Here is a 26,744-nt window from a genome sequence, read left to right on the forward strand (position 1 = left end):
TCACTCACAAATCAGCTTAAAATGAAAACACTTTTATTTTATCTCAAACGTTCCGTTTGGGTAGTTACCCTTATGGGGATTATTTCTTCAGTAAATTCGCAACAGCTTAAAACACAGGCAGATCAGAAAGAGAAACCTGGTGGTCATTCACTTTACAAACAATCTAAAATTTACGATAGTAAATATGGATCCAAATCCGATGTGAAAAAAGTTGGCGATAAAGCGTTAGAAAGAATGAAATGGGAATTTGAAAGACTCAAAGATCCTAACACAAATGAAATTCCTTTCGGAATTAGAGACAAAGAAGTAAACTTCTCTAGTAAGATTGCAGAAGGAAATGATTCGAAACAATCCATTAGCAATGCTGCAAAATCTTCAAAAGCCGGTCGTTTTTCGTATTGGAAAAACAGAGGTCCTTATAATGTAGGGGGAAGAACAAGAGCCTTAGCTATTGATCGTACAAACGAGAATGTAATTCTTGCCGGCGGAGTTTCGGGAGGATTATGGCGCTCTACTAATGGTGGAGATTCCTGGAAAAAGGTAACGTCTCGTAGACAATCACCAAGTATTACTTGTATTGTACAAGATCCTAGACCTGGTAAGCATAATACCTGGTATTATGGATCAGGAGAACGTTCTGGTAACTCTGCAGGAGCAGGAGGAGCGTTTTTTCAAGGAACAGGAATTTACAAGTCTATCAATGGCGGAAGAAGCTGGAGACTTCTTGAAGCCACTAACGATAATGACGTAAGAGCATTTTCTCCTTTTGATTTGATTAACTCTATTGTGGTTAACCCAACTAATGGAGATATTTTTGTAGGTACTTTTAATGGTGTACACAAATCTAAGGATGGTGGAAACTCATTTGAAGAAGTATTAGCAGGGGACTTTGATAATACAGCAGAAGTTGCAGTTACAAGTACAGGTCAAATCTATGCAACTATCGACTCTGGAGGAAATCCAAATAATGGGTATTTTACAGCTACAGATGGAGATGTTGATACCTGGACAGAAATATCACCAGAGCTTTTACCGGCAAGTTACGGAAGAACTGTTATGGGGATAGATCCTTCTAATGAAAATATCGTATACTTTTTTACTCAAAACTTAAGTAGTGGCGGACCAGCATTTTTATTTAAATATGATGCTACTGCAGCTACACCAGAAGAAACCTGGACAGATTTAAGTGCTAATCTACCTACTGCAATTGGTGGAAGAGTAGGGAATTTAAATCTTCAGGGAGGATACAATATGATCGTTAAGGTTAGCCCGGCAGATCCCAACCTAATGTTTGTAGGTGGAACTAACATATATAGATCTACAACCGGATTTACAACACCTGCCGGACAAGAAAGTTGGATTGCAGGATATTCTCCTTTAAACAATGTAAGTGTATACCCTGATCAACATCCTGATCAACATGCGTTACTTTTTTATCCATCTAATCCAAATAAAGTGTTATCCGGTAATGATGGAGGTGTATTTGTAGCTGAAGATGTTACTACTTCTACATCTGCAGCAGAACCAGTAGATTGGATTTCTTTGAATAATGGATATTTAACAACACAGCCATATCATGTATCTTTTGATCCAGAGCCGAATAGTGATGATCTACTAGCAGGTTTTCAGGATAATGGTACTTGGTTTACATCTTCTACAAGTTCTGTAGAACCTTGGGTAGAAGATTTTGGAGGTGACGGAGCTTATAGTGCAATTGCAGATAACGGAAGAACAAGATATGTATCTTCACAGAGAGGAAATGTATACAGGTTTAATTTTGATGAAGCGGGAGAATTCCAATCATTTACCAGAGTAAGACCTGCAGGAGCGAATAACCTTGCTTTTATTACACCTTTTATCTTAGATCCAAATAATGATAATATCATGTATTTACCCGCAGGTAATAGAATTTGGAGAAATAATAACTTGGATGAAATCCCTCTTTTCTCTAATGCATTAGCAACCGTAAACTGGGTAGATCTTCCTAATACAGATACACCAGCTGGAACTACAATATCTTCTTTAGATGTTTCTAAGTATCCAGTAGCAAACAGACTATATTATGGTACAAATGCAGGAGGTATCTATAGAATGGATAATGCTAATCTTGATAATCAGGAGGTAGTTGATATTTCTACAGGAAAAGGTTTGCCAGAAGGGTTTGTAAATGATATCAATGTAGATCCATCAAATTCTGATAGAGTTATTGTTACTTTTTCAAATTATAGAGTAATAAGTGTGTTCTTAACTATAAATGGTGGAGATACTTGGACAAATATTAGTGGTAATTTGGAAGAAAATGCAGATGGGTCTGGAAATGGGCCATCAGTAAGAAGTACGGCATTTTTTGGAAGTAGCCAAGGCTTCTTTGGTTCTAGATTACAAAAAGTGTACGCAGCAACAAGTACCGGATTATACTATACATTTAGATTAAATGGCGAAAGAACTCGTTGGATCAAAGAGCCTTTTGCTATTGGTAATGCAGTAACTGATGAAGTAAAAACTCGTAAAGATGGATTTATAGCAGTAGCTGCTCATGGTAGTGGAGTATATAGTGCAAGATTCCCGATATTTAATGAATTACCAGAATCTTCATTAAGCGTTGCTTATTTACTTGATGATCTTCTTGTAGCAGAAAATAGTGAAGATATAGAAGTTGATGTAACAGACTTGTTTGTTCATTCTAACGGAAACCCAATTGATATAGAATTCACGAATTCTAATCCTGAGTTGGTAACAGCAACTTTAAATGGAAATACAATTACGCTTTCTTTTGCACCTGATAGTTTGGGTAAAGCAACAATTGGCCTTATCGCTACCTCAGGAGATGAACAAGTTGCAGAAGGGTTTACAGTATCTGTTACTGAGCTAGCAATTTATGAACAAATTGCCGGTGCGACATCTTCATTACCATCTCAATTCTTTGTAGATTTTGGTGGTTTGGTACAATCTGCAGATGATTTCATTATTCCTGAAGGAAATACATGGACACTAGAGAGAATTGTAGCTTTTGGTGGTGCTAATAACTCACCAGCATTAACCAATGCAACTGTTGTAATATATAGTGATAATGCAGGAGTTCCTGGTGATGAGGTATATAATAGTGGAGAGATTACTCCAATCTCTAATCCAACAGATACGAACCTAAACCTAATGCTTCCAGCAGCGGTAACATTAGAGAGTGGTAACTATTGGTTATCTGTTTATGCTAACTTAGCCTTTGGTGCTGGACAAGAACAATGGTTCTGGTCTTCACAAAATGGAGGAATTGGTCTGGAACCACATTTTAAAGATAATTTAGACTTATTTGGTACCGGTGCGACAGATTGGACACCAGTCTCAGTTGCACTTGGTAGAGATCCTCTTGATCAGGTATTCCAGATTTATGGGATGGTAGATGATGGAGGTGCAGGTGAGCCTCAAGCTTCAGTAAATCCTTTGGCGGTAATTGAAGTGTCAAAGAACACTACAGCTTCTCCAAATCCATCTAATGGGATGTTCTCATTTAATTTTAATAATACGACATTAAAATCTAATGGAAATACTTCTAGATCTATCGAGATCTTTGATTCCGTAGGGAATAAGTTGTTTTCAAATAATAATGTTGGTGATAATTCGACTTGGGATGCTTCAAACGCAAGACCTGGATTGTATTTCGCAAGAGTTACAGAAGGTGGAAACCAAAGTACTCTTAAACTTATTAAAAAATAAGTTGCAATAGTTAAATTTAAAAGGAGTTGAAAATTTCAACTCCTTTTTTTATTTTTATAGGATGAATAAAATACTATATATATTAATAGTAATCGGTTTATTTTCTTGCAAATCAAATAGCATTGCCCAGGAAAAGGAAACCAAAACCGAAAAAACTAAACCAAAAGTAGAAAAACCGAAGTTTAGTGATCTTCAAGATAATACGATCGATCCTAATACAGTGCATTTGATTGCAGTAATACAACATGTAACTAAAAATGTATCTATCTGTGAAAAAAGCTTTAAAACGACAACTACAGTAAAAGTAAAACAGATTATAAATTCTGGTTCGGGTATTGTAAATATGATTTCTTCAGGGCAGGAGATTACTTTTGGTTTTATGAACTCACCAGCAAATGATTTTGATACTCTAAAACAACGTATACCTAAGGATAAGGAAGTTTCTTTTACAATTAGAGAAAACCCATGTCCTGATATGAGTAAGACGGTGTATGAAGTTATTAGGTTTAAAACCAAGGATTAGAAGCTCAGACTTTGCAGTAGTATTATTTTAGAAAAACAACAATAAAAAAGATACTGGTTTTCGATCAGTATCTTTTTTTATGATTTAAATTTTATGGCTGCTAATTTCCTTTCAGGGGTAACATTATTTCTCAGCAAACCAGACAATTATTGCAATAATAATGAGTATAAGCAGTACAAAGAAGAATATTTTCCAGAAAGAGTAAGGTCTGCTACCAGAAATAGCTCCTGTTTGGCCATTGATAAAGAAATTATACTTTTTACCACTAAAGCGATAGGCACTAATATATACCGGAAGCAGAATATGCTTAAAAGTCTCTTCACTTAAACTCATATCTATATGATGTACTCTTTGGGTATCTCCTCCTATATCACGTTTGGCCCAGAATGTAGCAATACGTTCGGCTTCTTTAGTAGATGATAAATGACCATCTTTTAATGGAATAGTATATTTTTCAGTAACAAAACCTGCTAAAAAATTCGTGTTAAATGGTACAAGAGCGTCCAGATTCCAATTTGATATTTTCCTTGGCACAGGATTTTTATTTTGATGTGATGCTTTAATTAAAGTATCATCAACAAAACCACTTACGTTTCCACTTGCCGAAGACCATCTTGTTCTACGTTCTTGTCGAGTTCTGGTAACAGACTTACCATTTACCGTTGTTGTATACGGAACGCTAACATAATAATAATCTCCACGTTGTCCTGTGTAATTAGCATACAATTGAGCATCAAAGGTCCAGTATGGCAAATAGAGGCCTTTGGTATTTTGAGGATCTAATGCTGCTTTTTTAAGATTATTCGGGGCAAACCATAACCCTTTTACCCATTTAGAGAATATCTGATGTGATTTTTTCTGATCAAATTGAAAAGGAAGAACTGCCCCGGGTAATATCCAATCTTCTTTATATGCATCTTCTATAATCAAAGGCATTGTGCAATACACACAATGTAAAGATTTATAGTTTTCTTCGATATGTTGGTTGGCACCACAATTTTTGCAATGCAGCATCATGATTTCTTCAGAATGCGATTGAGAGCCCATTTCTTCGAGATAGGGATTAAGTTCTAATTCTTGAAACCCATCTTGATCATGTATGATGGTTTCATGATGTCCGCAATACTCGCAAGTAATCTCAGTCGTTCCAGGTTTATATTTTAATTCTGCACCACAATTAGTACAGGATTTTTTACGTTCTGAAACTGCTTTTTTTTCTTCTTCCATTTAGGAATTAATAATACTGGATGTTATATAGAATAGTTCCTTCTCCCACTTGGGAGAAGGTTAAGTCCCGCTCCAAAATTAATTTTAGGACGAGTTTTTGTTTTTTAATTTCCGGGTAATGGAGGAGGAGTGCTTCCGCCTAGAAATGATTTTAGCTCTTCTACATCTTTTAATGCAACCCAGTTATCCATTCCTTGTTTCCATACCAAAGAATCTTTATTTATAGTTCTATTGGCAAATAGTGCTTTTAATTGCTCAAAGGATACGGGCCCTGCTTGTTGTCCGTTTTGAGCATAAAAATACTGTACTTGCACTGGCATTGGTGGTGGAGCTACTGGAGGAGTTTGTTGAGGTTGTACTTGTTGTTGTCCTCCCATTGGATTCATCATGCCTCCCATTTGTTGAGCCAGAACAAATCCCATTCCCATTCCCATTCCGGCTCCTGCTGTACCTCCTTCATTAGCCGCTGCAGCTTCAATAGCTTTAGCAGTCTTAAATTTGGTTAATTTGTCTAGATCAAGCTTATCAATTCTACTATACTCAAATATCTCTTTTTTCAACTCCTCTGGCATAGAGACATTCTCGATAAAGAATTTTTCAAGAGAAATACCCACAGCGTTAAATTCGGGTTGCATTACATCAAGACAAGTCTCAGATAATTCTGTAGTATTAGCGGCATATAGCTCGATAGGTAAATTAGCTTCACCAACCGTATCAGTAAATCGAGTAGAGATTAAACTTTTAAGATGTTCATTGATCTCGAAATTAGTGAAATTAGCATCTGTTCCTACAATATCAATTATAAATTTACCGGCATCATTAATCTTAAACGCATAGGTTCCAAAAGCACGAATTTCTACAAGTCCAAAACGATCATCGTTTAAGGTAATTGGGTTTTTGGTTCCCCATTTCTCATCAGTAAATAAATGTGTATTTACAAAATACACTTCAGCTTTAAAAGGACTATTAAATCCATATTTCCAACCTTTCAATGTGGTTAAAATAGGTAAGTTTTGTGTGTTTAAGGTATATGTTCCGGCAGTGAATACATCTGCCAGTTGTCCTTCATTAATGAAAACTGCAGTTTGGCCTTCTCTTACGATAAGCTTAGCTTCATTTTTAATTTCATTTTGATATCGTTCAAACCGATGCACAATAGTATCATCGGTATAGTCTAACCATTCTATGATATCTATAAATTCGTGGCTAAGCTTATTCTTTATTTCGTCAAAAATTCCCATTGATGAATTGATTTTAAATTTGTGTTCTAAAGCTACAAAATTGAATGGTTGATGAAAAATTTTTTTCGGCCAATCTGAAGTAGATAGAATATAAATAGAAATCTGAATTTTTAATTCTGAAAACAATGTTTTTGCAGCACAGTTGTTACAAAGACATTGTTTTAAAAATTAACTAGATTAAACATTAGGAAATATCACTTAAGGAAACTATCCATCAATATTGTAAATCTGCTTCTAGATGGAATGTTAGTGATTGCATCAATAGTTGGGTTAAGTGTTGCTGTTCCTTCAACATCATCTAATTGGAAAACTTTTGCATCGTTTCCAATACCTATTTGAAGTTCTTCAATGTCAGTGATATAGAAGTACGCAGTATTAACATGTCCACTGATGGATTTGTACTGCAACGTGATCGTTTTTTGCCCATCTGGGCCAGGAGGTGCGGTGATGTAATATCTTGCAGCTTCATCATGAACTGTTGGGTCGTCAATTACTGTTTCATAATTGTGGCCTATCATTACAAGAAGTGTCCCTTGTTCTGCATCTCCTGGTGAGGTAACGATTCTGGTAGTAGAAGGAATTCCTAGTATTAAACGATCAACACCGGTATCAGACCATAGTGCATTTCCCCATGCTCCTCCTCCAAAAAAATTAGGACCAAGCCATGTATTAGGTTGTTGATTTACTTCATCTACATGCCAGACAAAAAGATCTCCGCCATTTCCACCAAAGACTCTAAAGTCACGTGCATTCCCTCCAATAACAACAATATCTGTCCCGTCATAAGTATCCAGCGTATCTGTTCTACCATCGTTTCCATTTCCGGCGTCTACTGCTGCTCTTTCCCAGTTATTTACAAAAATTAAATCATTTCCAGGACCTGTATGAATACTGGTGGTTATAATATCATATACCCCTGGATTTAGTACTTCTGCGCTTCCAATAATTACTAGATCATTATCATGCTGGTGGCCTGTTGCGCTAGAACCTGTTCTGACTGTTGCTGAATGGCTATGACGAAACCTTAACATATCTGGGCCATCGCCAAAATTTGCAGGATCTCCATAAATAGGATTGCCTGCCGAACTAAAAGAACCTTGTAATCCTAAATCAATAATATCAGTACCTGGTGAACCATAAAATAGTTCTAGATGTGAAGTCACATCAACCCCAGTAATTATGTTGCGATTGAGTCTCCAACCAAATTCTTGGTTAGAAAAATCAACAAGTAGGTCAAAGTTTCCTACAGAATTTGAAAACCCTCGCCAATTTGCCAACAATGAGGTTATGTTCCAATCCCATTTTCCGGGAGGCAAAATAGGAGAAGCTTCTCCTTCCACAGTATGTCCATCAAAATAAATCTCGTCGTAAAGACCATCAAGAGGGAAATCATTAGTGGTAGGTTCCCAGGAACCATCCCAAGAATATGCATTGTGTTTCAATGGCCAATTGGTACCGAAATCATCAATAATATCCGAATTGGGAACCTCATCTATTAAAAAAGATTCATCTGTACAACTCCCTGTGAATACAATTATAAGGAGACAGAAATATTTAATACTATTTTGCTTTACGTAAACCTTCTTTAAGGTAGGTTTTGTGTCGGTAAATTTAATTCTCAAATTATCTAATTTTACCCAATTTTGAATGTAGTGAACAAAGTTCTTTAGTAAAAGAAGTCGTAAACCTTTATGATAGTGATACTCAATTCGGGAAAAAATGCCTGTAAAGTATTTCATTGTTTTAATCTTATTTTTAGTTTAAACACTCTCTAACTCTTGATCGAATTAGAGAGTGCGGGGATATTTAATAACCCAGATGGGGAATTAGAAGATTGGAAAACATTTAAAACGGCATAGTGATATTGAATTCAAAAAATATACTACACAAACTACTTCTGGGTTACTTATAAAATTCTAAATTATCAATCATAATTGCGCCAGTTTCATGACCTGGAACATCAAATACGAGGAATACTTCTTTTATATTTGAAAGATTAATAGCGTTACCAAATGCACTTAATGGGATGAGTGTACTGGCCATGGCACTTTTTGTAAGTTTAGAAACAGGTGTTTGTAAAGGAAATATAGTACTACCGCTGTGTTTTATTGGATAAGGGATCACACCAAAATCACTAAGTTTCACTTTTTTTGAGTAGGTGCCTTGTTTATCCTTAAGCCTGATGTAAAAATCCTGCTCTTTATCTGTGATATTATATATGTTCTTATAAATTTGAGATGCTCTAATACTTAGAAACGAGTAGGATGACAAATTATAAGAAGAAGGGTATTTAAATTTTACAAACGAACTCCCTACATTTCTTTCGGTCCATGTTATTCTCATTGCCTTAGTATGATGAGGTGAGTAGGGGCGAAGTTTCCAACTATTTCCTACCTTCATTGTATTAATTCCACTAGAAGACTTAACAATAGCTCCTCCTTGATAATTTTGGGTGGCGGAATTGTTTTCGAAGTTGGCAAGTACACTTTTTTTGGCATCTGTATGTTGTTGATAAAACTTGGATACATCATCTACAGGCATATTAGATGGTCTTCTTTGATATTTAAAAAACTGATCGTATTGTTGATGATTTTCAAGATACAATTTCAGATGTGCCAAAATATAAGCATTGATCACTTTATTTTGATTAACACCGCTGTATTGATAATTAAGAGATTGCTGACTCCTATCGGTATACATAGTATGACGTCCATCTTTAAAAAAGATCATGTCCTTTGCAGGAAATAGGTTGCTAAAAGTTGATCCTTCCGTAGAGCACTCATCATAAAATTTAAAGCCACTTTGCTCTCTTCCGTCAAAACTTTTTGCCCCATATCTATCCTCATCATTTCCAGAGTATATGACCAATAATCCTTTTATGGTATTAATAAGGTTATGTTTTACATTCATATCATGTTGAAGTGCGGGAGCTAGTGATATTACAGATTTCACGTTTTTACCAGTCGTGGTTTCGAGATCATCGGCGAATCTTACTACTGCACCACCACCCATGCTATGTCCTATAAGTGCTATCGAATTAGTTAGTTGTGGATATTGATTAAATAACAAATTAATATGCTTTGTCATTTCTGTATTTACACTCAGATCATGTTTACCAGAATCCCATTGTATACTAGCACTGGCAATACCATGTTTGGCGAGGTGTCTTTGTAAAACGTCATATTCATCGTATACAAATCCATTTCCGTGCATGATTAATGCGAAAGGGTAATTAGAAGGGCCACCGACAGGCATGTAATATTTACCCTTATGCTCTTCTTGGTTTTGTGTAAAAAAAGAATATTTTTTAGCTTTATAGTTATAGGGTCCATCAGATATAATTGGAGGAAGGGGAGCGTCAAAAATTAATCCTTTATTTTCGACTAAGTTTTCATTTTCTAATACCATATCCTCATCGTAGCTACACGAATAGAATAAGAAGAAATAGAGCATTGTTACAACTCCTGCTAAATTAAATTTGATTTTGTTTTTCATGGTTGTAAGTTTTAAGATTAAGGTCAAACTTAAAGCTACTTGAAAACAATGATGGGTAGAAATTAATAACCATATGGTTTCAATTGATAGATATAGCTTATCAATTGATAAGACAACACATTAATCGAAATATGAATTCATTTTGGATATGCAAATAACAAGAATACTTTTTGTTGTACAATTACTGTAAATGACTCATGGCAATGAGAAACTTCTCTTTTTTACTTTTAGAAATGTTAATGATATCATTATTATTCATCATAATATAACCTCCATCTGACTTCACAAATTTTTTAACTTCTTTTAAATTGATCAAAAAACTATTATGTGTTCTCATAAATTGTTGTTCGATCAATAAGTTTTCATATTCTTTGAGATGTTTGCTAACCAATAGAGATATATTATCTTTAAGAATAAAGGAAGTGTAGGCACCATTGGCTTTACAATAAATAATATCTTCTACATTAATAAACTCTACACTATCGGCTGTAGAGAGACATATTTTATTAAATTTAGGTTGTTGAAGTTTGAGATTTTCTATTAATGTTTCTAATTGCCTTTTATAAATTGCTAGGCTTTTCTTTTTCTTTGCCTTTTCTACAGCATTTTTAAGTTCTTCAATACCAATTGGTTTAAGTAAATAATCTAAAGATGAAAATTTTATAGCTTGTATAGCATATTGCTCATAAGCAGTGGTAAAAATTACTTCAAAATTTATAGTGTCGATTTGGGTTAATATGTCAAAACCTATTCCTGTTTGTAGTTCTATATCCAAAAAGACAATATCGGGTTTATAATTTGAAATTTTATCGACAGCGTCTGTTACAGAATTTGCAGTGGTTACAACGGTGGTCTCCAAGCAAAACTCTTCAAGTAATTTTGTTAAGGTCTCTCTACTGTGCTTTTCATCATCTACAATTATTGCTGTTAGGCTCATAATTAGAAAATTTTATTCTGTTTGAATTTTGATAATCACCCTTGTTCCTATAGACGCACCATAGGTATCTATTTTGTCTATAATTTCTATATTTTTTTCTTCAGATTTATGAAATCTTTGTAATCTTTTTTCAGTTAATTCTAAACCTCTGGATTTTGTGGTTTTTTTAAGAGATGAATTTATGTTTTTAGCAGCACTTCTTCCTATACCATTATCATCTACTTCACAAATAATATATTTTTTTTCTTTTCTGAAACAAATATTTAGTTTTTTGCTGCCTCCATTTTTATTCAATAAACCATACAGGATTGCATTTTCGACAAAGGGTTGAATGATTAACATTGGTACTTCTTCGGCATCTGTGTTTAGAACATCATCTACATGAATAGTATACTCAAAAGAAGTATCAAAACGTAAAGTTTCTAATTCTAGATATTGGTGTAGTAAATTGATTTCATCAGATAATAGAATATTTGTTTCTATAGAATTTTCCAAAAGATTTCGCATCAGAAGACTAAACTTTTTAAGATATTTTAAGGCAGCTTCTTTTTTTTCGAATACTATTAAATGTTGAATTGACCCTAAAGAATTAAAAATAAAATGTGGGTTTATTTGAGCTCTTAGGGCTTTACAATTATTAATAAATGATTCTTTTTCGAAGAGGAGTTTCTCTTTGTGTTCTTGATGTATTTTATACGCCAAACCTAATGCAAAAATTATGATTTCAAGAGTAGCTCCTGCCATCATGTAAATGCTTGTCTTGAAAAAAAAGAAACCCAGAGTACCTATCATAAATAGAAATGATCCAGCAACTATAAAATAGGCTAAACGATTTTTGGCAGTTAAAAGTAAATAAATCATTCCGCCAATACCAAAGAGAGTCATTACAAAACGCTGAATATTCATGATATAAATAGCTCCTGTAAAATAGTTAAAATACAAAAAGAGACTATCTAGAATTATGATGGTGATAAGTGTGTAAATGATCCATTTTATGATACGATTGAGCGTAGGATAATCTTTTTTTGTAGCTAGATAAAACGAAACAAAATAAACATAACATAAATTAATTAGTACTTGTGCAATCTGAAAAAACCAATAAGTGATAATGCTATAGTTATCAAAAATGATATTGTTTGCTATAAGCAAAGTACCATTTAGGTAGATAAATAAGCAGAAAATGTATAAAGAGTAAAATAAGAATTCAATATTCCTTGAAGTTATAAAGAAAGCAAGAGTAAGAATGAACATAACCAGACAGACTCCTGAAAAAACATATTTACGTATTGGAATTTTAATGTTTTTTTGAGAGTAATAATTTTGTGCAGACTGGTTTATGGTTTGTGAAGCATAGTGAAATTTCCAATTAGTAACACGATCTGAATATCTTAAACGTCTTATTTTTAAATATATAAATCGATTTTTGATAAGAGACCTTTGTTCAAAAGGTATTTTGGCAATATAGAATATAGAATTCATTTTTTCTGAACCGTCAAATAAACCAAATTTCTTTTCTACCAGTGTATTGTTCTCGATACAAAACATAGATGCATGTCCATAATTACAAGATTTTAAAAACCAGAGGCTATCGGTTTCTAATACTTTTAACTCTTTGGTGAGATCGATTTTTATCCAATAAATATCTTTAGGGCTGGTTTTTTTAGTAAAATATTTGGATGATCGAAAAAGGGTGTCAGATTTTATAATATCGTGTATCGATATGGTATCATTAGTAGTTTTATATACTTCAAAAGGAATTTGGATTGTGCTTTTATCTAAGTTGTTTTGAGCACTAAGACTACAATAATATACGCTTGATACAATAAGAACAGAAATTACATATAGTAAATTTTTTGGCATGCGTCCTTTTGCTATTTTTTGTTGAGAATGAGTTTATAATATAACGTTTATAGAAGACAAGACCCCAGCCCTTCATATGGATCTTGTTCGAAATATTTTCCGTTTTTAGATTAGCACTTATTCTGTAATGGTAAAATAGAATGTTACTGCCTATGTTGGTTTATTATTCTTTAAGTCATACGCTGATCTGTTTTTTGATCATAGAATATGTTTTTTAAGAAAAAAATAAATCAATTGATTTTGAAACGCTGTAATAAAACAACCCCTACCCATGAAGAAATTGGGTAAGGGTTGTTTATCGTTTATTGTTTAGTCAAAAATTTCTTTAAATACTCATGTTTGACTACGACATATTGAAGTTAATCTGTTAGGTTATAAAATGACTGTACTTCTAGATAGTTCTCAAAATCAATACCGCTGGCATCATTGCCTTCTACCAACACAAACCGAAGCCTAAGATTAGATTGAGTAAAAGTAGCACGTAATGTAGCTTTTCCAACCTCAATCTTGTCAATTTCCAGAATGATATCCTGACCTAGACTAAGTGGTAAAGTTTCCCAATAGGTATTACCTGTTACTGTAACATAGGCATAAACAATACCGGTGTCAAATATTTCCTGAGTTAATTCGGGAATGTCAAAAACATTATCTCCGTTAGATATCGTTTGGTTTTCGAATAAAACAGAGACTACATTAGCGTTTCCATCTTGTCCATCAGTTCCTGCAGGCCCCTGTGGTCCTATTTGACCATCGACCCCATCTTCTGCAGAGCAAGAGCCTAAAAATAAGATTAGTACCAAAATACCATACTTAAAGTTTTTCATTATTGTTTCCATACTTTTTATGTTATTAATTATTAATTGTGTGAATATTCGATCGTTTATTTATGAAGTGTTTTAATAATAGACCTCACCTACAATTACAGCCATGTACTATAAAGGTGCTGTGAGCTCAAAAAGTCATTAAGAGGTTAACTATATTTTTATAAAGAATTATTTCCTGAGTTCGTATTGCCTTAAACCCATGTTTTAAAAATGCAGTCAGTTCTGTAGTCTATTTCATTTTGTAGAATAGAACAAAAAAGGGAGTTGTAATTGAACCTAATATTTATCTAGCTAGGTTCTGCTTTGAGGATTGATTTTTCTATTAGACTGATCTTTTCCTTTATAATTATAAAAATTAAGGAAAATGCTATTAATAAATACGCTAGAAATTTGATTGTTGTTTTCATGATATGTGATTTTTTATCATTTACAACCTTATATCAATAGCTTTGAATTTTTGTTACCCTTTGAATGGTGTTTTTTACTATTTTTTTAGTTTCTACCATTCTCATGGGTATATAGTTGGTATACTGGATCGCTTTGCCAAAACTCTTTGGTGTTAATATCCATTATGGTAAGTGAACCTTTAAATGCAGCTCCTGTATCCATATTCCACACACAAGTAGCCTGTGTTGGGATAGTCTTATTGATTCGTGTAACGGGAGTATGGCCAATATAGATCTCATCAAAAAGTAGTAATCGTTTTGGGTATTTTAGATCTGTTTTTTTTAGATTGGGATCTGTTGCCAATGCAGTTTCCCATAAAGTCCTGTCCCAATAGAATAATTTGCTAAAATATTCTCGATGAGGGCCATGAAGATTAGTAAATCCGGCATGAAGAAACAACCGATTATGATCATCTATGTGATAATTATTGAGGCTTTCATAAAAGTGGAGATGCGTATTGATTTCCTTTTGTGATAATTTGGCATATGAATCCATAGTTGCTTGACCGCCATGTTGAATCCATTCGGGATTGTGAGTGTGTTGTGTAAGCCAGGTATAACAAAGATCGTCATGATTCCCTCTAATAAAAATACAATTATGTGATGTTTTGAGTTCGATAAGGAACGAAACTAGCTGGGCACTATGACTCCAACCATCCACATAATCCCCTAAGAATATAAGAGTGTCTTTTTGAGTTGTCTTTGCTTTTTTTAATACTTGTTTTAATGCAGTTAGTGCACCGTGAATATCTCCAATTACTAAAGTTCTTCCCATGATTGGTTAAGCGTTGTTATTTTTAACTATATCTAACTTTTCTCAAGATTCGAATACTTTCTTTGCAGAGTGAATATATGGTATCACTATAGGCTTTTAAGTATGGTTTTGCCTCTTCTAATTTTTCTTTAGCATCGCTAAGGTCATTAAAATAACAGATCAAATAGGTGGCAGGAAGATTTACGATATCTTTTTCTTCGTTTTTTGATAAAGGAATTCTATTTTTTAGTTTTTCGATTAATGCATTGTTGCTATTGTACAAATGATGTAATGTTTTACGATCAAACTGGGGCGGTTCAAAGAGAAGTTTACTTTCAATATCATAACTGGCGTTATCCTTAAAAGTGATCACGACCTCTTCTAAAGGGTAATAGCTAAAAGTATCCTGTAAACCTAATTGCACATATTCTATAATCTTAAATTGATCATCTGTTAATGATATACTTACTTCATCCAATTCTGAGTAAAATAGTTTTACATGTTCATTGATTAATTCAATATCTACTCGAGAGTAATATATTTCTCCATTTTGTCGTTTTTCTTTTGCAGCCCAACAAACCACAAAGTATTCTTTAAAAACTTTATATGCAGGGCTATAATCTGTTCTTGAATTCATAAAATCAAAAACTCCATCAAGAGTAAGTTCAATATTGTTCTGGGCATGGCTTTCGATAGCGGTTACAATTTCTGAATTGACATCTTTGATCTCGATATCAAAAACTTTAGGCATACTAATACTACCATCTCTAAAAAATACACTACCACCATAATATTTCCATATGTTTTTGCGAAGAGAACAGAGTTTTCCTCCTTTAGGCCGAATTGTTACTAGACCAACGACCTTATCCGATGATAGATGTGGAAAAGGAATGTTTTCATAAGAGACAATAGGAGGGTTGTCTAAATATGCATTCACTAAGTTTTGGATTTTACTATCGTCAAAAAAGTCAACACCAAGAATTTGATTATCTTCATCCTCTACACCTATTACGATATAGGAGTTGTTTTTTGGATTAGAATTTGCGAGTGCACAAATATGCTTTAAGAATTTTGCTTTACCCTCTTTCTCTCCAATATTAAGCTTGCGCTTCTTGTCATAAAAACTATTTTCGTCATTATGTGCAAGTAGGTTCTTTATAAGGAGGCGTTTGTTGATCATTCCTTTTACAAATAGCAATTGAAACTTTTCCCAATATAAACTTAGCTATTTTTATTGGGGCAGCAATGCAATGAGAATAAAGAAATTATAAACTTTTGTTAACTATTGTGCTACTGGCTTGTGCAGTAGGAAATACAATAAGGTCTGCAATATTAACGTGATATGGTCGTGTGACTACAAAAGCTATAATATCAGCAATATCTTCTGGAGTTAATGGATCAAAACCTTTATATACGGTGTCTGCTTTTTGATCATCGCCTTTAAATCTAACATTACTAAACTCGGTTTCTACTAGTCCTGGGTGAATGGCACCTACTCTAATACCGTATGGATTAAGATCCATACGCATCCCTTTATTAATTGCATCTACAGCATGTTTACTTGCACAATAGATGTTCCCGTTTGGATAGACTTCTTTTCCTGCAATTGAACCAATATTGATAATATGACCCGATTGTTGTGCAATCATTTTGGGTATAACTGCTTTAGAAACATATAACAATCCTTTAACATTAATATCTATCATAGCATCCCAATCATCAAGATTTCCGGTTTGAATAGGGTCAAGTCCATGCGCATTTCCTGCATTATTGATTAGAATATCAATTGTATTGAACTCAGGTGGAATACTATCAATAGCAGAAAAAACTTTGTCTTTATCTCTAACATCAAAACAAAGTGTGTGTACTTGTACTTTTTTATTTAGTTCATTCTGTAGTGAGTCTAATCGATCTTGCCTTCTACCACAAAGAATAAGATTTATATTATGTTTGGCCAATTCTATTGCAGTAAATTTTCCGATTCCGCTGGTGGCCCCTGTGATTAGTGCTGTCTTTGTCATATTAGGATTATATAGTTTGTATAGTCAATGCTTTTTTTTGAATTTCTTGATTAAAATAAAAGCCAATCCAATAACTCCATAAATAAATACAGATTCATAGTTTTGATTTCCAAATGCTCCAAATGCCGCTAAAAAGAAAAACCCGGCAATTATATAAGAGAAAAATGATAGTCCTTTCATTTCTATTATTCTAAAAAAATGCAACACCTTTACATTAGATACGTCTTTTGATAAGATCATCGTAAAAACGATGAAAATCTTTATGTCCAATTTTTTGTAAAAGTGGTTTAAATATACTGTAAAATTTGTGCCAAAAACAGGTTTTGCAGTGCACATTTAACCAAGAATTAACAAGAGTATGAAAATTAATTCGACAATTTGCAATGTTGGATTATGAGTGTTAAATTCACGCCTTAAAAAAAAATAAAATAGATGGAAGAGAATAATGCTATTGATATTGCTTCAATCAATCAGAAAATAGAGAAAGAATCTGCATTTGTAGATTTACTGGCTCTAGAAATAAACAAAGTGATTGTAGGCCAGAAACATATGGTCGAACGATTACTCATTGGGTTATTGGGTCAAGGTCATATTTTGCTTGAAGGAGTTCCTGGTTTGGCAAAAACATTAGCAATTAATACATTGTCTAAAGCCGTTCATGGTAGTTTTAGTCGTATTCAATTTACACCAGATTTATTACCAGCCGATGTAGTGGGAACTCTTATTTTTAATATGAAAGAGAATGATTTTTCGATTAAGAAAGGACCAATTTTTGCCAATTTTGTTCTAGCGGATGAGATTAACCGTGCTCCGGCAAAAGTGCAAAGTGCTTTACTAGAAGCTATGCAGGAGAAACAGGTAACCATTGGTGATGAGACTTTTATATTAGACAAACCATTTTTGGTAATGGCAACGCAGAACCCGGTTGAGCAAGAAGGAACATATCCCTTACCAGAAGCTCAGGTTGACCGTTTTATGCTAAAAACAGTAATTGATTATCCAAAATTAGATGAAGAACAACTAATTGTTCGTGCTAATCTCAAAGGATCTTTCGAGCAGGTAAACCCTGTTGTTTCGGTAGAGCAGATTATTAATGCTCAGAAAGCGGTTAGAGAAGTATATATGGATGAAAAGATCGAAAAATATATCCTTGATATCATTTTTGCTACTCGTTATCCAGAAAAATATGGTTTAGAAGAACTTAAACCTTTAATCAATTTTGGAGCATCGCCTCGTGGAAGTATCAATTTGGCTACTGCAGCAAAATGTTATGCCTTTATTAAACGAAGAGGATATGTGATTCCAGAAGATGTTCGAGCAGTAATTCTTGATGTACTTCGCCATCGTATAGGGATTACCTATGAGGCCGAAGCAGAGAATGTAACTTCAGAGGACATCATCAATAAGATTGTAAACGAAATTGAAGTACCATAGAGATTTTAGATTTTAGAATTACGATTTTGGATTTCTAATATGAGAATCCTAAATCGTCAATCGCTGAATCATCAATCATCAATCATAATAATGGATACTAAAGAGTTACTAAAAAAAGTTCGAAAAATTGAAATCAAGACACGTCGCTTAAGCGACCACATTTTTGGAGGAGAGTATCACTCTACCTTTAAAGGACGTGGTATGACGTTTAGCGAAGTGAGACAATATCAATTTGGTGATGATGTACGTAATATTGATTGGAATGTAACAGCTCGGTATAATGAACCTTATATAAAGGTATTTGAAGAAGAGCGAGAACTTACTATGATGCTGATGGTAGATGTTTCGGGATCACAACTTTTTGGTACTCAAGAACAATTTAAAAAAGGGATCATTACTGAAATTGCAGCAACTTTAGCATTTTCGGCAACCCAAAATAATGATAAGATCGGATTGATTTTATTTACCGATGAAATAGAGTTATATATTCCGCCTAAAAAAGGAAGATCCCATGTGCTAAGAATTATACGAGAATTATTAGAGTTCAACCCTAAAAGTAAGAAAACTAATATTACAGAAGCATTGAAGTTTTTATCCAATGTGATGAAAAAGAAAGCTATAGTCTTTATACTTTCTGATTTTATTACAGATGATTATCAACATACATTAAAAATTGTAGGAGGAAAACACGATGTTACCGGGATAAGAGTGTATGATAGAAGAGAAGAAGAAATTCCTAATCTGGGAATGGTGCAAATGGAAGATGAGGAGACGGGAGAACTTTTGCTGGTGAATACAGGTTCAAAAAAAACACGCACTAATTACAGTAAATATTATCATGAAAGAGTAGAGTACTTTAAAGATAGTTTTACTCGAAGTGGAGCGGGTTCTTTAAGTAGTAGAATTGATGAGAGCTATGTGAAGAAATTATTAGGCTATTTTAAAAGAAGAGGATAAGGAAGATTTAAGAATGACAAATTACAAATTACGATTTGAAAAAAGAATAATACAACCAGGGGCCTTTAGGTTTTTTACCTGGATGATATTCTTTGTCTTTAGTGGATTTGGTGCTTTTGCGCAGGTTTCGGCAACAATCGACTCCACTACAATAGAAATAGGCAATGAGATTCGATATAAAATGCAAGTCGAAGCAGATTCGACCCAAATTGTTGTTTTCCCAGAGGGACAAACTTTTACTCCCTTAGAAGTAATCGAATCACAGAAAATAGATACCTCTAGAAACGGAAAACGTTTTAACCTTACCAAAGAATATGCATTAACTCAATTTGATTCTGGCCATTATACGATACCAAGGCAAAAAATAATGATCGGCGACAAGGTCTTTTTTACAGATTCTCTTAAAGTTGAGGTTAGAGATATTTTGGTAGATACTACCAAACAAAAGATGTATGAGATCAAACCTCTGGTTGATGTAGATGCTAAATTTGCTTTTAACTGGAAGAAATGGTTCTTATGGATTGGTATTTCACTACTTATATTAGGGTTGATCGCTTTTTTTATGTTCAGAAGAAAAAAACGGAAAGCAAATAAAGAAGATGAGCTGCCTCCTTATGAAAGAGCAATACTAGCACTTCAGAAAATTGATGAGTCTCATTTGTTAGAAAAAGATTCTCATAAAGAATACTATTCACAGTTAAGTGATACAGCTCGTAAATATATAGATGAAGAAGTGTATGACCATGCTATGGAAAGTACCACAGATGAACTAATTACACGGCTTGATGAAGAAATTAGATCAGGGAACCTTAACCTTGATAAAACCACTATTGAAGAACTTAAAAATGTTCTGAAAACTGCAGATATGGCTAAGTTCGCTAAATCTAAACCCGATATCATAACAGCAAAATCAGATCGTAATGTTATCGAGCAGGTGATTCATAAAACAAAAAGTGCGATACCAGAACCCACAGAAGAAGAACTGCTGGCAGATGAAGAATATAGAAAAACAGTAGCCGAGAAAAAACGCAGGAAGAAAATTATTTTTGGAAGCCTTGGAGCTGTAGCAGTAGTTGCTATTACATTACTCATTTTTATTTTTGTTATGGGTTATGATGTTGTAAAAGATACACTACTTGGGCATCCAACAAAAGAGTTGGCGGAAACCGAATGGATTACAAGTGCATATGGTTCTCCCCCTGTAACAGTTGCTACTCCCAGAGTATTGATTCGTAATGCGTATCAAATGACAGAAGAACAAAAGCAAATTCTTAAAGGAAATGAAACTTTTGTATATGGAAGCTTGGCGGGAAATTTCTATGTAGTAGTAACCACAATACAATATAAACAACCTACCGAAATAAAATTAAATGAAGTGGTCGAAGGTGTCGTAGGAAAATTTGAATCTTTGGGTGCAAAGAATATTTCTGTAAAAGATGAAGAATATGAAACTTTGGGCGGAGCAAAAGGAGTTAAAGTATTTGGGGATTTAGAAATAGTGAATCCTGTAACCAAAAAGAAACAAAAAAATAGCTACCTAATGTTGAATTTTGCTGAAAATGGCGGGTTTCAACAAATCACTTTGGTATATGATATTGAAGACCGTTATGCAAAAGATGTTGCTGAGCGTATTATTAATTCTGTTGAACTTAAAAATACCAAATAACGATGTTTGAAAATTTTACATTTGAGAATCCACAGTTTTTTTGGTTGTTTTTACTACTTCCATTAGCAATAGGATGGTATATATGGAAACGAAATAAACAACAAGCGACCTTAAAAATATCTAGCGTTAAAGGATTTAAAATTTCTGGAAGTTGGCTAACCAAATTAAAACCATTGTTGTTTATCATACGCCTAATAGCATTATCTTTAATTATTACTGCGTTGGCAAGGCCTAGAACGGTAGATGTATCTACAAAAACTAAGACTACCAAAGGTATTGATATTGTAATGTCTATTGATGTATCTGCCAGTATGTTGGCAAAGGATCTTAGGCCTAATAGATTAGAAGCATTAAAAGAGGTAGCGGCAGAATTTATTAAGGATCGTCCTAATGACCGTATTGGTTTGGTGGTATATGCAGGAGAGAGTTTTACTAAAACTCCAATTACAAGTGATAAATCAATTGTGCTGGGTAGTTTAAAAGATGTGAAATATGATAACGTTTTAGAGAATGGTACAGCCATAGGGATGGGATTAGCAACATCTGTAAATCGACTTAAAGACAGCAAGGCTAAGAGTAAAGTGATTATTTTACTTACAGACGGTTCTAATAATGCTGGTTTTATAGACCCTAAGATTGCTTCAGAATTGGCAGTAGAATATGGTATTAAAACCTATACAATTGGTCTTGGTACTAATGGAATGGCTTTGGCTCCTGTAGCTATTCTACCAAATGGATCTTTTCAATATGGCAGAGTACAGGTAGAAATCGATGAAGATTTATTAAAAGAAATTGCTAAGGTTACCGGAGGTAAATATTTTAGAGCAACAAACAATAAAAAATTACAACAGATTTATCAAGAAATTGATAAATTAGAAAGAACAGATATCGAAGAATTTAAATTCTATAATTACGAAGAAAAATTTAGATCACTAGTGCTACTAGCTGGATTATTAATTTTTGTAGAAATTTTGTTTAGATATACAATATTTAGAAGTTTTATTTAAAAAAAATAGGAATCTTATGAGTTTTCTAAACTGGTGAGATTTAATGAATAAGGTAGAAAATGTACGTATTAGAAGAGAAAATATATTTCTGGTTGTTATTGGGTATTCCAGTACTAATTCTGCTGTTTTTAGGAGTATTAGTTTGGCAAAAGACAGCTCAAAAGAAGTTTGCAGATGCCGCACTTCTTAAAAAATTGAGCCCTAATAAATCTATCTTTAAATCGATATTAAAGATTATAATAATTAGTTTAGCTCTGGCTTGTCTAGTGATAGCTCTGGTTAACCCTAAGGTAGGTACAAAACTTGAAACCGTAAAACGAGAAGGAGTAGATGTCGTTTTTGCGATAGACGTGTCTAAAAGTATGCTGGCAGAAGATATTGCACCTAATAGACTAGAAAAATCAAAGCAATTAGTTACACAGATTATCAATAATCTGGCAAGTGATCGTATTGGGATTATTGCATATGCAGCTAGTGCTTTTCCTCAATTACCAATTACTACAGATTATGCTTCGGGAAAGATGTTTCTACAATCTATGAATACAGACATGTTATCTTCTCAGGGAACTGCAATTTATGAAGCTATAGAATTGGCAAAAACATATTATAATGATGAAGAGCAGACCAATAGAGTTTTATTTATTGTAAGTGATGGAGAAGATCACGAAGGTAATGTAAAGGCTATTGCAGAAGAAGCTGCCAAAGAAGGAATTAAGATTTTCACTATAGGTGTTGGATTAGAAAAAGGAGCACCTATACCTATAAAACGGAACGGAATTATACAAAGTTATAAGAAAAATAGTCAGGGAGGTACCGTTATTACCAAATTAAACCCGACAACTTTACAGGAAATTGCTAATCAGGCAAATGGCATATACATTGATGGTAGAAATACAAGCAAAGTTGTAGAAGAAGTAACCACAGTATTGCAAAATATGGATAAGAAAGAATTCGAAGCCAAGCAGTTTGCAGATTTTAAAGATCAGTTTCAGTGGTTTCTGTTTGCCGGATTATTATTATTGTTTTCAGATATTTTCCTGTTGGAAAGAAAGACATCCTGGGTGAAAAAATTAAATCTGTTTAACGAACAATAGCGAGGTATGAAAAAGATTTTATGTATTATATTATGTTTTCAGATAGGGATGATATATTCTCAAGAAGAGAATCGTGACCAAATTATTAATGAAGCGAATCAGCTAATAGCCACTGGTAATAAAGTCCTTGTTAAAGATGGTAATTTCCCTAAAGCCGAAGGGGAATATAGAAAAGCAATTGCCAAAAACCCCGTAAACGCTACAGCAAAATACAATTTGGCTAATGCATATTATAATTCTGAAAAATATGATGAAGCTACCCATCGTTATACAGAAGCAGCTAAGGCAGCATCGGCTAGATCAGAAAAACATAAAGCGTTTCATAATCAGGGAAATACCTATATGGAGCAAAAAAAATATAAAGAAGCAGTTGAAGCTTATAAAAATGCACTTAGAAATAACCCTAAAGACAATGAAACCCGTTATAATCTGGCATTAGCGAAGAAAATGCTGGAGCAACAGCAACAGCAGAACGATCAGAATAAGGATAAAGATCAAGATCAAGACAAAGACAAGAAGGAGGATAATAAGGATAAGAAAGAAGGAGACGATAAAGAGGATAAAAAGGGAGATGATGGAGATAAGGAAAAAGAAAAAGGAGAAGATCAAAAAGATAAAGAAGGAGATAAAGGAGAGGACAAAAAAGATGAAGGAGATAAAGAAAAAGATGATAAGGGTGAACCTAAGGACGAGAAAAAGGATAAAGGAAAAGATCAAAAAGATGAAGAAGGTAAGCCTAAAGATCAACAACAGCAACAACAACAGGTTCAAGGTAAATTATCCCCAGAACAAGTTAAAAGTTTACTTGAAGCTATGAATAATCAAGAAAAGAAAGTTCAAGATAAAATTAACGCCAAAAAAGCTCAAGGGTCAAAAGTTAAAACGGATAAAGACTGGTAATTTGATAAAAGACGGGTTAGGTTCTTAAAACCTAACAGTCTAAATAGTATAAAAAATGAAACTAAAACTAATTTTTCTAACACTATTTCTGGCCACAGCACAGTTCGCAATGGCACAGGTGAGGTTTGAGGCAAAAGTAAGCAAGAAAAAGTTAGGTGTAAATGAAAGATTACGAGTAGATTTTGAAATGAATAAGGATGGAGATAATTTTACACCTCCTTCCTTTTCGGGATTTACAGTTGTAGGTGGACCCAATCAATCTATTAGTAATTCATGGATTAATGGAAAAAGATCATACGCCAAAACGTTTAGTTATTTTCTTGAGCCAACACGTAGAGGACAATTTTCGATAAAACAAGCAACCATAGAGATTGATGGTCAGACGTATAAAACATTACCAATTAGAATTGAAGTTACAGGTGCAGTAGAAAAACCAAAAGATGGTAATAACACCGATTTTGTTGCCAGTGAAAACCTTCATCTTATCGCAGAAGTTTCTAAAGCAAACCCTTATTTGAATGAAGCAATTACTGTAGTTTATAAACTATATGTTAGTCCGCGTATTAGCGTAAGCAACTGGAGAGAGCTCGATAGCCCAAAATATAGTGATTTTTGGAGTCAGGCAATCGATATGAAACAACTCAAAATTGAAAATGGAGAATATAAAGGAGAGCCGTACCGGTATGTAGTACTTCGTAAAACAGTACTATACCCACAAAAAACAGGTAAATTAAATATAGCACCGCTTACCTTAACCGTTTCTGTAGATGTTCCTACAAAGAGAAGAGATATTTTTGGAGGTAGATTGTATACAACCGTTAATAAGACTGTAGCCGCTGGTAATAGAGTGATAGAAGCAAAACCTTTACCCTTACAAGGAAAACCTGATGATTTTTCTGGTGCAGTAGGAGATTTTGACTTCAAAGTGACTACTAATAAAACAGAACTAGATGCTACAGAATCTCTGGATGCAAAAGTTTTGGTTACAGGAAATGGAAATTTGAAACTATTTGATTTACCAAAACTTAATGTGCCCAATGGTTTAGAACAATACGAGCCACAGCATAATGAAAGAGTACGAACAAATCTAACGGGTATGGGAGGTAATATATCTGACACCTATACTCTTGTACCACAATATAAAGGTAAATATCCAATACCTTCAATTTCATTTTCTTACTTTGACTTAAAAACAGAAACGTATAAAAGAATTACCTCAGATGAGATTGTAATTAATGTAAAAACTGGTCCAGATGATGGAGATACAGTCGTTACATCAGAATCTGGAGGAACAAATAAGAAATTAGTAACTCAAGTAGGAAATCAGTTTAGATTTTTAAAATTAAAAGCAGATCTTCAACCTATTAAAAAGGAATACTTTTTTAAATCTACTGTATATTGGTTGTCATTAACGGCACCTTTATTAGCAATTCCTCTATTCCTCTTTTTTGGTAAAAAAAGACAAGAACGATTAAGTGATGTAAGTGGTAACCGAGTTCGTAAAGCAGATAAATTAGCTCGTAAATATCTTTCTGAAGCTAAAAAAAATCTGGGCAATCAAAAAGAGTTCTATATAGCTATGGAACGAGCATTACACAATTATTTAAAAGCAAAACTGCATATCCAGACAAGCGATATGAGTAAAGAACGTATTCAGCGATTACTAAAGGAGCGTGATGTTGAAGATGCAATATCTATAGAATTTATTGCTCTATTAGAGAGTTGTGAGTTTGCAAGATATACCCCGTCTTCTACCTCGGCAATGCAACAAGATTATGATAAAGCTTCCAGAGTAATTGCTTCAATAGACAAACAACTATAAATGTATGAAAAGAATAGTTGAAGCACTTATTTTTTTAAGTATAGTATTTGGTTTTTCTCAGAATAATGAAGCATTTCAGAGAGGAAATTCATTATATAATCAAGAAAAATATCAAGAAGCTATAGATGCATATAAATCGATTTTGGATGCAGGTCAAGAATCGGCTTCTTTATATTATAACCTTGGGAACGCAAATTACAAATTGAGTAATATTGGTCCCAGTATTTTTTATTATGAAAAAGCGTTAGCATTATCGCCAAATGATGAAGATATCAAAAATAATCTGGTTTTTGCACAGAAGACTACAATAGATGCAATAGATGTAATCCCAGAAGGTTTTATTTCGAGAACATTTAGGAGGTTTACTAATATGCTGGATTTTGATAGCTGGGCATGGTTTTCAGTGTTTTGTATTATTACATTTGTAACCCTGTTTATTTTGTATTATACAGCGCGTAGTTCTTCAAAAAAAAGAGTATTCTTTGTAAGCTCATGGGCGATTTTAATTTTTGGATTATTTGGATTATTTTTTGCTTTTTCACAGTATAATGATATTAAAAATAACCAGTTTGCAATCATTTTTGCTCAAGAGACAACCATAAAAAGTGAACCAAACCTTAGAAGTGAAGAAGTTTTTGAGCTTCATGAAGGAACTAAAGTACAGGTTACAGAAACGGTAAATGATTGGAAGAAAATTAAGCTTGCAGATGGTAAAATAGGATGGATTCCTAAAACTGATCTAAAAGAGCTATAATGGTTACCAAAATTTGCCATACATTTAACAACATTTGAAAGCAATACTGTTATTTTTGTTTTCTGAAATTT

General features: G+C 33.6%; 21 protein-coding genes. 10 read left to right on the forward strand and 11 right to left on the reverse strand.

The features are described from left to right. Positions 1-21 precede the first annotated feature (21 nt). Together ATE84_RS04420 and ATE84_RS04425 are read left to right on the forward strand one after the other, a co-directional pair. Positions 22-3,711, forward strand: coding sequence for a T9SS type A sorting domain-containing protein (locus tag ATE84_RS04420; RefSeq protein ID WP_101446129.1), 3,690 nt, complete (start codon positions 22-24; stop codon positions 3,709-3,711). A gap of 61 nt (positions 3,712-3,772) precedes the next feature. Beyond that, the gene (locus ATE84_RS04425; protein WP_101446131.1) at positions 3,773-4,234 is read left to right on the forward strand and encodes a hypothetical protein; all 462 of its coding nucleotides are present in this window, start codon (positions 3,773-3,775) and stop codon (positions 4,232-4,234) included. A 123-nt stretch (positions 4,235-4,357) separates the two neighbouring features. On the opposite strand, the gene ATE84_RS04430 is transcribed toward ATE84_RS04425, so the two are convergent. The 11 genes from ATE84_RS04430 to ATE84_RS26025 all read right to left on the reverse strand — a co-directional run bounded on the left by ATE84_RS04430 (position 4,358) and on the right by ATE84_RS26025 (position 17,309). Beyond that, a complete protein-coding gene (locus tag ATE84_RS04430; RefSeq protein WP_101446132.1) occupies positions 4,358-5,461 on the reverse strand; it encodes a DNA helicase PriA in 1,104 nt (367 codons plus the stop codon). A gap of 104 nt (positions 5,462-5,565) precedes the next feature. Beyond that, entirely contained in the window at positions 5,566-6,702 is a 1,137-nt protein-coding gene (locus tag ATE84_RS04435; RefSeq protein WP_101450831.1) for an SPFH domain-containing protein, read from the reverse strand. A 194-nt stretch (positions 6,703-6,896) separates the two neighbouring features. Beyond that, entirely contained in the window at positions 6,897-8,324 is a 1,428-nt protein-coding gene (locus ATE84_RS04440) for a hypothetical protein (RefSeq protein WP_143273572.1), read from the reverse strand. Positions 8,325-8,604: 280 nt separating this feature from the next. Beyond that, positions 8,605-10,197, reverse strand: a complete 1,593-nt coding sequence (locus ATE84_RS04445) for an alpha/beta hydrolase (RefSeq protein WP_101446136.1) — start codon at positions 10,195-10,197, stop codon at positions 8,605-8,607. Positions 10,198-10,378: 181 nt separating this feature from the next. Continuing rightward, on the reverse strand, positions 10,379-11,134 hold the full coding sequence (locus ATE84_RS04450) for a LytTR family DNA-binding domain-containing protein (protein WP_101446137.1): 756 nt from the start codon (positions 11,132-11,134) through the stop codon (positions 10,379-10,381). A gap of 12 nt (positions 11,135-11,146) precedes the next feature. Beyond that, positions 11,147-12,994 (reverse strand): sensor histidine kinase, encoded by a 1,848-nt coding sequence (locus tag ATE84_RS04455; protein WP_101446139.1) that lies wholly within the window; start codon positions 12,992-12,994, stop codon positions 11,147-11,149. Between the two features lie 359 nt (positions 12,995-13,353). Beyond that, positions 13,354-13,830: a hypothetical protein gene (locus ATE84_RS04460; RefSeq protein ID WP_101446141.1), complete on the reverse strand. Its 477-nt coding sequence runs from the start codon at positions 13,828-13,830 to the stop codon at positions 13,354-13,356. A gap of 480 nt (positions 13,831-14,310) precedes the next feature. Further along, complete coding sequence (locus tag ATE84_RS04465; protein WP_101446143.1) at positions 14,311-15,039, reverse strand: metallophosphoesterase family protein; 729 nt, start codon at positions 15,037-15,039, stop codon at positions 14,311-14,313. Positions 15,040-15,061: 22 nt separating this feature from the next. After that, positions 15,062-16,198, reverse strand: a complete 1,137-nt coding sequence (locus ATE84_RS04470) for an ATP-binding protein (RefSeq protein WP_101446145.1) — start codon at positions 16,196-16,198, stop codon at positions 15,062-15,064. Positions 16,199-16,283: 85 nt separating this feature from the next. Continuing rightward, a complete protein-coding gene (locus tag ATE84_RS04475) occupies positions 16,284-17,039 on the reverse strand; it encodes an SDR family NAD(P)-dependent oxidoreductase (protein WP_101446147.1) in 756 nt (251 codons plus the stop codon). Positions 17,040-17,063: 24 nt separating this feature from the next. Next, complete coding sequence (locus tag ATE84_RS26025; RefSeq protein ID WP_158237172.1) at positions 17,064-17,309, reverse strand: hypothetical protein; 246 nt, start codon at positions 17,307-17,309, stop codon at positions 17,064-17,066. Positions 17,310-17,471: 162 nt separating this feature from the next. Here ATE84_RS26025 and ATE84_RS04485 point away from each other — a divergent pair, with 162 nt between their 5' ends. From ATE84_RS04485 to ATE84_RS04520, 8 genes are all read left to right on the forward strand, one after another. Next, positions 17,472-18,473 (forward strand): MoxR family ATPase, encoded by a 1,002-nt coding sequence (locus tag ATE84_RS04485; RefSeq protein ID WP_101446151.1) that lies wholly within the window; start codon positions 17,472-17,474, stop codon positions 18,471-18,473. A 90-nt stretch (positions 18,474-18,563) separates the two neighbouring features. Then, the gene (locus ATE84_RS04490; RefSeq protein WP_101446153.1) at positions 18,564-19,430 is read left to right on the forward strand and encodes a DUF58 domain-containing protein; all 867 of its coding nucleotides are present in this window, start codon (positions 18,564-18,566) and stop codon (positions 19,428-19,430) included. A gap of 13 nt (positions 19,431-19,443) precedes the next feature. Then, positions 19,444-21,096, forward strand: a complete 1,653-nt coding sequence (locus tag ATE84_RS04495; protein WP_101446155.1) for a BatD family protein — start codon at positions 19,444-19,446, stop codon at positions 21,094-21,096. Between the two features lie 2 nt (positions 21,097-21,098). Further along, positions 21,099-22,103 carry a VWA domain-containing protein gene (locus ATE84_RS04500; RefSeq protein ID WP_101446157.1) on the forward strand — a complete coding sequence of 335 codons (1,005 nt, stop codon included), beginning with the start codon at positions 21,099-21,101 and terminating at the stop codon, positions 22,101-22,103. A 59-nt stretch (positions 22,104-22,162) separates the two neighbouring features. After that, entirely contained in the window at positions 22,163-23,197 is a 1,035-nt protein-coding gene (locus ATE84_RS04505; RefSeq protein ID WP_101446159.1) for a VWA domain-containing protein, read from the forward strand. 6 nt (positions 23,198-23,203) lie between these two features. Further along, positions 23,204-24,097 carry a tetratricopeptide repeat protein gene (locus ATE84_RS04510; RefSeq protein ID WP_101446161.1) on the forward strand — a complete coding sequence of 298 codons (894 nt, stop codon included), beginning with the start codon at positions 23,204-23,206 and terminating at the stop codon, positions 24,095-24,097. A 55-nt stretch (positions 24,098-24,152) separates the two neighbouring features. After that, entirely contained in the window at positions 24,153-25,919 is a 1,767-nt protein-coding gene (locus ATE84_RS04515) for a BatD family protein (RefSeq protein ID WP_101446163.1), read from the forward strand. Between the two features lie 4 nt (positions 25,920-25,923). Continuing rightward, on the forward strand, positions 25,924-26,673 hold the full coding sequence (locus tag ATE84_RS04520; protein ID WP_101446165.1) for a tetratricopeptide repeat protein: 750 nt from the start codon (positions 25,924-25,926) through the stop codon (positions 26,671-26,673). Positions 26,674-26,744 lie beyond the last annotated feature (71 nt).

It is taken from the genome of Aquimarina sp. MAR_2010_214, assembly GCF_002846555.1.
GTDB lineage: Bacteria > Bacteroidota > Bacteroidia > Flavobacteriales > Flavobacteriaceae > Aquimarina.